The sequence below is a fragment of the Streptomyces africanus genome (assembly GCF_002150735.1).
Lineage (GTDB): Bacteria > Actinomycetota > Actinomycetes > Streptomycetales > Streptomycetaceae > Streptomyces > Streptomyces africanus.
This window is the reverse complement of the sequence record NZ_MUKA01000134.1, coordinates 1-8154: the sequence shown is the minus strand read 5'-3', so window position 1 is coordinate 8154 and position 8154 is coordinate 1. Positions and strand designations below refer to the sequence as shown.

The following is an 8154-nucleotide window of genomic DNA, read 5'->3' as shown; positions in this document are numbered from 1 at the left end:
GCGGCGGGTGGAACCCGTGCGCACGGGGCCGCTCAACGCCGACGCCGGCCGGTCTCCCTGGCGACGGCCGACACGCGCGTCGAGGCGGAAGACCAGGCGGTCAGCGCCCCGCCGGGGGCCGCGCGGCACCGGGCCTGCGCTCCCGGGAGGGATCCGGCGGAGCGACCCGGCGGCGCTCCTTGGAGCGGTTCAGCGGCGGCGCCCCTCGGGAGGGCCTGCCGCGGCGGGTGGAACCCGTGCGTGCGGGGCCGCTCAACGCCGACGCCGGCCGGTCTGACGACGGCCGACACGCGCGTCGAGGCGGGAGACCCGCCGGGCCTCCGGACGGGGAGGACTCGGCGAGCGCTCCGGGGAGCGGTCGGTGGCGGTGCCGGGAGGCAGCCTTGTGCGCGAGAGCCGCGCACGGTCGGCGCCGGCGGGTCTGCCTGGCGACGGGCGGCAACCGCGTCGAGGCGGGAGACCTGGCGGTCGGCGTCCCGCCGGGGCCGCGCCGGGCCTCCGGACGGGGAGGACTCGGCGAGCGCTCCCGGGAGCGGTCGGTGGCGGTGCCGGGAGGCGCGCGAGAGCCGCGCACGGTTGGCGTTGGCCGGTCTGCCTGGCGACGGGTGACGCCCGCGTTGGGCCGGACTGGCGGTCGGCGCCCTCCCGGCCGTACCGGGCCGGGAGGGACCCGGTGCGCTCCGCGGAGCGGTCAGCGGCGGCGTCCCCGGGAGGGCCTGCCGCGGCGGGCGCGTGGGGCGGAGCCCGGGCGCGTGGGGGCGTTCTCGGAGGGTGGCGGGGTGAGGACGACGGGGACGCCCGAGGGGGCCTGGGCGCCGGTGATGCGGCTCAGTTCGGCCGCGCCAGAGCGGACCCGGGTGACGCGCGGGGTGATCCCGGCGTCGGCCATCAGGCGGGCCGTCTCGCGGCGCTGGTGGGGCAGGACCAGCGTGACGACGGTGCCCGACTCGCCGGCCCGGGCGGTCCGGCCGCCGCGGTGCAGATAGTCCTTGTGGTCGGCGGGCGGGTCCACGTTGACGACCAGGTCGAGGTTGTCGACGTGGATGCCGCGGGCGGCGACGTTGGTGGCCACCAGGACCGTGACCTCGCCGTCCTTGAACCGGGCCAGGGTGCGGGTGCGCTGCGACTGGGACTTCCCGCCGTGCAGGGCGGAGGCGCGCACGCCGACGGCCAGCAGCTTCTTGGCCAGCCGGTCGGCGGCGTGCTTGGTGTCCAGGAACATGATCACGCGGCCGTCGCGGGCGGCGATCTCCGTCGTGGTGGCGTGCTTGTCGTCGTCCTCCACGTGCAGCAGGTGGTGCTCCATCGTGGTGACCGCGCCGGCGGACGGATCGACCGAGTGCACCACGGGGTCGTGGAGGTAGGTGCGGACCAGACGGTCGACGTTGCGGTCCAGCGTGGCCGAGAACAGCAGCCGCTGGCCCCCGGGCTGCACCTGGTCGAGCAGGGCGGTCACCTGCGGCATGAAGCCCATGTCGGTCATCTGGTCGGCCTCGTCCAGGACCGTGACGGTGACCCGGTCCAGGCGGCAGTCACCACGGTCTATGAGGTCCTTGAGCCGGCCGGGCGTCGCGACGACGACCTCGGCCCCGCCGCGCAGCGCGCTCGCCTGGCGGCCGATCGACATACCGCCGACGACCGTGGCGAGTCGCAGCCGCAGCGCCTGGGCGTAGGGGGTGAGCGCGTCGGTGACCTGCTGGGCCAGTTCCCTGGTGGGGGTGAGGACGAGGGCCAGCGGCTGACGGGGCTCGGCCCGCTGCCCGTCGATGCGGGCCAGCACGGCGAGGCCGAAGGCGAGCGTCTTGCCCGACCCGGTGCGCCCGCGGCCCAGCACGTCCCGCCCGGCCAGGGAGTTGGGCAGCGTCGCCGCCTGGATCGGGAACGGCACGGTCATGCCCTCGGCGCGCAGCGCGGCGAGCAGCCGCTCGGGCAGGGCGAGTCCGGCGAAGTCGTCGACGGCGGGCAGCGCCGGCGTGAGGGTGGCCGGGGGCGCGAACTCCCCGCCGGGCGCGGTACGGCGCCGGGGGCCGCCGCGGCCCGCACCGGCCGTACGGGCGGAGACGCTTCGGCCCGCCGCCTTACGGGAGTGGGGCGAGCCGTTGTTCTTGCGAGCGGTGCGATCCAAGGGGATCCTTCCTCGATGCGGCACACGTATCGGGGAATTCCCGGCAGCCGGGAGGGGCCGCACCAGGATTCGCAACACTGAGCCGGGTGTTGGATGAGAACGAGGCTGGGGCCCGCACCTCACGGTGCGGGCCCCGGTCACGTCGGACGCGTCAGCGTCAGGCAGGGACGATGTTCTCGGCCTGCGGGCCCTTCTGGCCCTGCGTGACGTCGAAGGTAACCTTCTGGCCTTCCTGAAGCTCGCGGAAGCCGGAGGTGGCGATGTTCGAGTAGTGGGCGAACACGTCAGGACCGCCACCCTCCTGCTCGATGAAGCCGAAGCCCTTTTCCGCGTTGAACCACTTCACAGTGCCAGATGCCATGCTGAAATCTCCCTTTGGGGGACAAACCCGAGACCCGCACTTTACGGACTCGGAGTTGCTGAAATGATCACCCTCGGAGAGATCCGAAAATCCTCGAAAACTAAAAAGAGTGCTCGTCGACAAAGGTCGATAGAGCACTCGAAGTCTCTGGGAACCAAAACTGCAACAACAACGACGGTAGCACAGGCCGCGCCGGATGGCCCGGAAATCTCGTACCCGAGGTGTACGGGCGGCCCGTTCGTACTGCGTTCCGAGTAGCCCGGATTGTCGGCAGCCGCACGACGACGGGACGGCCCGCCGGCCGAGAGCCTTGGCAGACGATCGACACCCAGATGTGGAGACCCGCTGCCGTGGCTACTTTCCTGTATCGAGTGGGCCGACTGGCCTTCCGGCGACGTTGGTACGTCGCCCTGGTCTGGGCGGCCGTCCTGGCCGCCGTCGGGCTCGGTGCCCTCCGGGCGCCGGGGGCCGCCGACGAGGGCTTCACGATGCCCGGCATCGAGTCCCAGAAGGCGTTCGACCTGATGGAGCAGCGCTTCCCCGGGGCCACGGCCGACGGGGCGAGTGCCCGGGTCGTCTTCATCGCGCCCGGCGGCGAGAAGGTGACCGCCGCCGAGAACAAGCAGGCCATCGAGAAGGCCGTCACCGGCCTCGGCGACGGCACGCAGGTCGCGAGCGCCGTCGACCCGTTCCGGGCGAAGACGATCAGCAAGGACGGCTCGACCGCCTTCGCGACCGTCACCTACAAGGTCGGGGCGGATGACCTCACCGACGCCGGCCGCACCCACCTGGAACACGCCATCGACCAGGCCCGGGACTCCGGGCTCACCGTCGAGGCGGGCGGCAGCGCGCTGGCCGGCAACGCCGGGCCGGGCGGCACGGCCGAGGTGATCGGCGTCTCCATCGCCGCCGTCGTGCTGCTCGTCACCTTCGGCTCCCTGGCCGCCGCCGGGCTGCCCCTGCTGACGGCCCTCATCGGCGTCGGCGTCAGCATGGCCTCGATCCTCGCCCTGTCCCAGGCCCTCGGCCTGTCCACCACCACCGGCACCCTGGCGATGATGCTGGGCCTCGCCGTCGGCATCGACTACGCCCTGTTCGTCGTCTCCCGCTACCGGGAGGAACGCGCCAAGGGCCGTGCGCCCAAGGAGGCCGCCGGACTCGCCGCCGGCACGGCCGGGTCCGCGGTCGTGTTCGCCGGGCTCACCGTCGTCATCGCGCTGGCCGGGCTCGCCGTGGTCGGCATCCCGATGCTCACCAAGATGGGCCTGGCCGCCGCCGGCGCGGTCGTCGTCGCCGTACTGATCGCGCTGACGCTCGTCCCGGCCTTCCTCGGCTTCTGGCCGAACGCCGTGCTCACCCGGCGGGCCCGCAAGAGCGGCCGGATCGAGGAGAGCGACGGCGACAACGGCGGCAGCCGCTGGGCCCGGTTCGTGCTGCGCCGCCCCCTGCCCGTGCTGCTCCTGGGCGTCGTCGGTCTCGGCGCCCTCGCTCTGCCCGCGGCCGGCCTCCAGCTGGGCATGCCCGGGGACGAGGCCAAGCCGACGTCCACGACCGAGCGCCGCGCCTACGACGCGCTCGCGGAGGGCTTCGGGCCGGGCTTCAACGGGCCGCTGACCGTCGTCGTGGACGGCAGGGGCGCCGGCGACACCAAGGGCGCCGCGGGCGAGATCGCCCGGGAGATCGGCGCCACGAAGGGCGTCGTGTCCGTCTCCCCGGCCCGCTTCAACGGCGCCGGTGACACCGCCGTCTTCTCCGTCGTGCCGTCCACCGCGCCGACCGACGAGAAGACCAAGGGCCTGGTGACGGCCATCCGCGACGAGCGGCCCGGCATCGAGTCCGCCACCGGTGCGAGCTACGAGGTCACCGGCACCACCGCGATGAACATCGACATAGCGGAGAAGGTGCAGGCCGCGCTGGTCCCGTATCTGACCGTGGTCGTCGGCCTGGCGATCGTGCTGCTGCTGGTGGTCTTCCGGTCCCTGCTCGTCCCGCTCAAGGCGGCCCTCGGCTTCCTGCTGTCGGTGCTGGCCTCCCTCGGCGCGGTCGTCGTGGTGTTCCAGCAGGGCCACGGCGCGCAGCTCTTCGGGGTGGAGCAGACCGGCCCGATCATGAGCCTGATGCCGATCTTCCTGGTGGGTATCGTCTTCGGCCTCGCGATGGACTACGAGGTGTTCCTCGTCTCACGGATGCGGGAGGCGTACGTCCACGGCGAGTCGCCCGCGCAGGCGGTCACGTCCGGCTTCCGGCACAGTGCCCGGGTGGTCGTGGCGGCGGCCCTGATCATGATCGCGGTCTTCGCCGGGTTCATCGGCGAGAGCGACTCCATGATCAAGATGATCGGGTTCGGGCTCGCCTCCGCCGTCCTGTTCGATGCCTTCGTCGTCCGGATGGCGATCGTGCCGGCCGTCCTCGCCCTGCTCGGCGACAAGGCCTGGTGGCTGCCGAAGTGGCTGGACCGGGCGCTGCCCCGCGTCGACGTGGAGGGCGAGGCCCTCAGCCGGCCGGAGCGGGAACCGGCGCCGGACCCGGCACCGGACCTGGAGCCGGCGCGCACCTGACACGCCCCGCACCAGGGCCGCCCGTGGCGAAGGACACGGGCGGCCGCTCGGGCGTTCCCGCCCGACGTCGACCACCATGGTCCCCAGCCCACCACCCCCCGGAGAGCCCGATGAGCATCACCCTGGAGCGGCGCTACGCGGATCGCCTGGAGGAGTTCTCGGCGCGCCACACGTTCCTCGTCGATCTGGCGACGGTCCTGGCGCTGATGGGCTGCGCGGCCCTCGGCGGCTCGCTCACCCTGCCCGGCGCCCAGCCGCCGGACCAGGACCCGGCCGCCACCGTCCTCATGGGCGTCGCCTGCCTCGTGCTGCTCAAGCACCGCACCCACCCGCGCACCGCCGTCGTCGTCGCCGGGGGCTGCACGGTGGCCGCGGTCGCGCTCGGCTATCTGGTCACGCCGCTGCTGCTGGCCCCGGTCATGGCGGCGCTGTACTGGCTGGCCACCCTCACCGACCGCAGGACCACCCGCGTCTACGGCATCAGCACCATGCTGGCGGTGATCCTCGCGGCCGTGTTCTCCCACTCCATGGACCACCTCTCGCTGCTGCTGAGGACGATCGGCCCGTTCTTCTGGCTGATGCTGCCCCTCGCCGCCGGCAACATGACGCGGCTGCGGCGCGCCTACCTCCACGCCGTGCAGGCCCGGGCCGAACACGCCGAGCGCACCCGGGAGGAGGAGGCCCGGCTGCGCGTCACCGAGGAACGGATGCGCATCGCCCGCGAGCTCCACGACGTCGTCGCCCACCACATGGCACTGGCCAACGCCCAGGCCGGCACGGCCGCGCACCTCGCCCTCACGCACCCCGAGCAGACCCGGAAGATCCTCACCGACCTGACCGGCACCACGTCCTCCGCGCTCCGGGAACTGAAGGCGGCCCTGGGCCTGCTGCGGCAGAACGACCACGAGGAGGACACCGGCCCCGGCTCCACGGCGCTCGAACCGGCCCCCGGCCTGGCCCGTCTGCCCGAGCTGGTCGCGGCGTGCGAGTCGGCGGGCCTGGCGGTCACCGTCACCACGGAGGGGGAACCGCAGCCGCTCTCGCCCGGCGTCGACCTGACCGCGTTCCGGATCGTGCAGGAGGCGCTCACCAACGTCACCAAGCACGCCGGAGCCGAGGCCGCCCACGTGCGCCTCGCCTACACCGGCTCGCGCCTGCTGATCACGGTCACGGACGACGGCACCGGCAAACCGGCGGCCGAGGCCCCTCCCGGCAGCCGCGGCTTCGGCGTCATCGGCATGCGCGAACGCGCCCACTCCATCGGCGGGGAACTGTGCGCCGGCCCCCGCCCCCAGGGCGGCTTCGAGGTCACCACGGCCCTGCCGCTGCAACCCACCACCCTCCCCGCCGAAGGAACCACGCCATGACCATCAGGGTGCTGCTCGCCGACGACCAGGCCCTGCTGCGGGCCACCTTCCGGATCCTCATCGACTCCTGCGCGGACATGGAGGTGGTCGCCGAGGCCTCCGACGGCGCGGAGGCGGTGGAGCTGACCCGCGCCCACCACCCCGACATCGTCCTGATGGACATCCGCATGCCCGGCACCGACGGCCTCACCGCCACCGCCACGCTCTGCGCCGACCCGGACCTGTCCGCCACCCGCGTCCTGATCCTGACCACCTTCGAGACCGAGGACTACGTCGCCCAGGCGCTGCGGGCGGGTGCCAGCGGCTTTCTCGGCAAGGACGTCACCGCCGACACCCTGCTGGCCGGCCTGCGCACGGTGGCCTCCGGCGAGGCGCTCCTGTCCCCGGGCGCCACCCGCTCCCTGATCACCCGCTTCCTCATGGCCCCGGCCCCCGACACCCACCTGGCGCCGCCGGAGCGCCTCGCCGACCTCACGGTCCGCGAACGCGAGGTGATGGCCCTGGCCGCGGAGGGCAGGTCCAACACCGAGATCGCCGAGGACCTCACGCTCAGCCCGCTGACCGTCCGCACCCACATCCACCGGGCCATGACCAAGCTGAACGCCCGCGACCGTGCGCAACTGGTCGTCATCGCCTACCAGACGGGCCTCGTACGGGCGGTGCCGCCGACGGTGTGAGGGCTGCTAGGGGCGCCCGTACACCGCCACCATGATGTTCTCCGCGACCTTGTTCATGTCCTGTCCCTTGGCGTCCGTGGAGTTGACGCTGTAGACGAGGGTGCGCGAGCCGCCGCGGGTGGAGGCGATGGCGGCGTTGTAGCCCCAGCGTCCGCCCGTCTTGCCCCACACCTCGCGCCCGCCCAGCACCTTCATCGACAGGCCGACGGAGTACGCGGCCGGCTTCCCGGTCTTGGAGTCGGTCACCTGGGGCAGCGTGAACATCTCCTCCAGGAGCGGTCCGCGCACGATCCGGCCCTGGAACAGGGCGTCGGTGAACCGTTCGAGATCCGCCGTGGTCGAGATGAGGTCCCCGGCCGCCCAGGCGTCCGTGGACCCCCACACGGACACGTCGCGCAGCCCGGTCGTGCCGTCGTCCAGCCGCATGGTCTGGTAGCCGTGGTTGTGCCGGCCGGTGATGTGCGGGTTCTCGCCCGGCAGGTAGGTGTCGTGCAGCCCGAGCGGGCGCAGGATCCGCCGGGTGACCTGGTGCTCGTACGTGTCACCGGTGACGCGCTCGATCAGCAGGCCGGTGATCGTGTACCCGATGTTGAGGTAGTGCTGCCGCTCGCCCGGGTCGAACTCGGGCTTCTTGGAGGTCGCCGAGCGGACCATGTCCCGGGGGTCGTGGACCCGGAAGCGGTCGGCGTACGCCTCCTCGAGCGTGCCGGGGACGTCGGGGGCCGGGATGCCGTGCGTGTGGTTCAGGAGCTGCCGGACGGTGACGCCCCCGTACGACGCCGGGATCAGCTCCGGCAGGTAGGAGCGGGCGCTGCGGTCCAGGTCCAGTCGGCCCTCGGCGGCCAGTTGCAGGGCGACGGCGGCGGTGAAGACCTTGGTCACGGAACCGGCGCGGAAGCGGGCGCCCGGATCGGCCGGCCGGCCGCTGCGCAGGTCGTGCACGCCCGAACTGCCCCGCCAGACGCCCTCGACGCCTCCGACGCGCACGAGCGCGGCGGTCGCGTCGGCGCTGGGGAGGCCGGCGAGGGCGGCGGAGAGGGCGGGGTCCTCGTGCTGGGCGGCCAGG

The 8154-nt window shown here is 73.3% G+C and carries 6 protein-coding genes; 3 read left to right on the top strand and 3 right to left on the bottom strand.

Annotated features, from left to right (window positions below; all coding sequences use genetic code 11):
* Positions 1-691: 691 nt before the first annotated feature.
* A complete protein-coding gene (locus tag CCL05_RS18655; RefSeq protein ID WP_086561635.1) occupies positions 692-2125 on the bottom strand; it encodes a DEAD/DEAH box helicase in 1434 nt (477 codons plus the stop codon).
* 157 nt (positions 2126-2282) lie between these two features.
* Positions 2283-2486: a cold-shock protein gene (locus CCL05_RS18650; RefSeq protein WP_010032345.1), complete on the bottom strand. Its 204-nt coding sequence runs from the start codon at positions 2484-2486 to the stop codon at positions 2283-2285.
* Between the two features lie 350 nt (positions 2487-2836).
* Between CCL05_RS18650 and CCL05_RS18645 the strand changes: the two genes are divergently transcribed.
* The 3 genes from CCL05_RS18645 (at position 2837) to CCL05_RS18635 (ending at position 7088) form a co-directional block, all read left to right on the top strand.
* A complete protein-coding gene (locus CCL05_RS18645) occupies positions 2837-5044 on the top strand; it encodes an MMPL family transporter (RefSeq protein ID WP_158102466.1) in 2208 nt (735 codons plus the stop codon).
* Positions 5045-5154: 110 nt separating this feature from the next.
* A complete protein-coding gene (locus tag CCL05_RS18640) occupies positions 5155-6411 on the top strand; it encodes a sensor histidine kinase (protein WP_086561633.1) in 1257 nt (418 codons plus the stop codon).
* Complete coding sequence (locus tag CCL05_RS18635; protein ID WP_086561632.1) at positions 6408-7088, top strand: response regulator transcription factor; 681 nt, start codon at positions 6408-6410, stop codon at positions 7086-7088. Before CCL05_RS18640 ends, CCL05_RS18635 begins: the two co-directional genes overlap by 4 nt.
* A 6-nt stretch (positions 7089-7094) precedes the next feature.
* On the opposite strand, the gene CCL05_RS18630 is transcribed toward CCL05_RS18635, so the two are convergent.
* Positions 7095-8154 (bottom strand): serine hydrolase domain-containing protein (locus CCL05_RS18630; protein WP_107400479.1); only part of this gene is annotated, 1060 nt, incomplete at its 5' end.

Bases quoted from the DNA above. Each gene is read 5' to 3' on its own strand.
- CCL05_RS18650 (WP_010032345.1), bottom strand. From the start codon at position 2,486: ATGGCATCTGGCACTGTGAAGTGGTTCAACGCGGAAAAGGGCTTCGGC.
- CCL05_RS18640 (WP_086561633.1), top strand. From the start codon at position 5,155: ATGAGCATCACCCTGGAGCGGCGCTACGCGGATCGCCTGGAGGAGTTC.
- CCL05_RS18635 (WP_086561632.1), top strand. From the start codon at position 6,408: ATGACCATCAGGGTGCTGCTCGCCGACGACCAGGCCCTGCTGCGGGCC.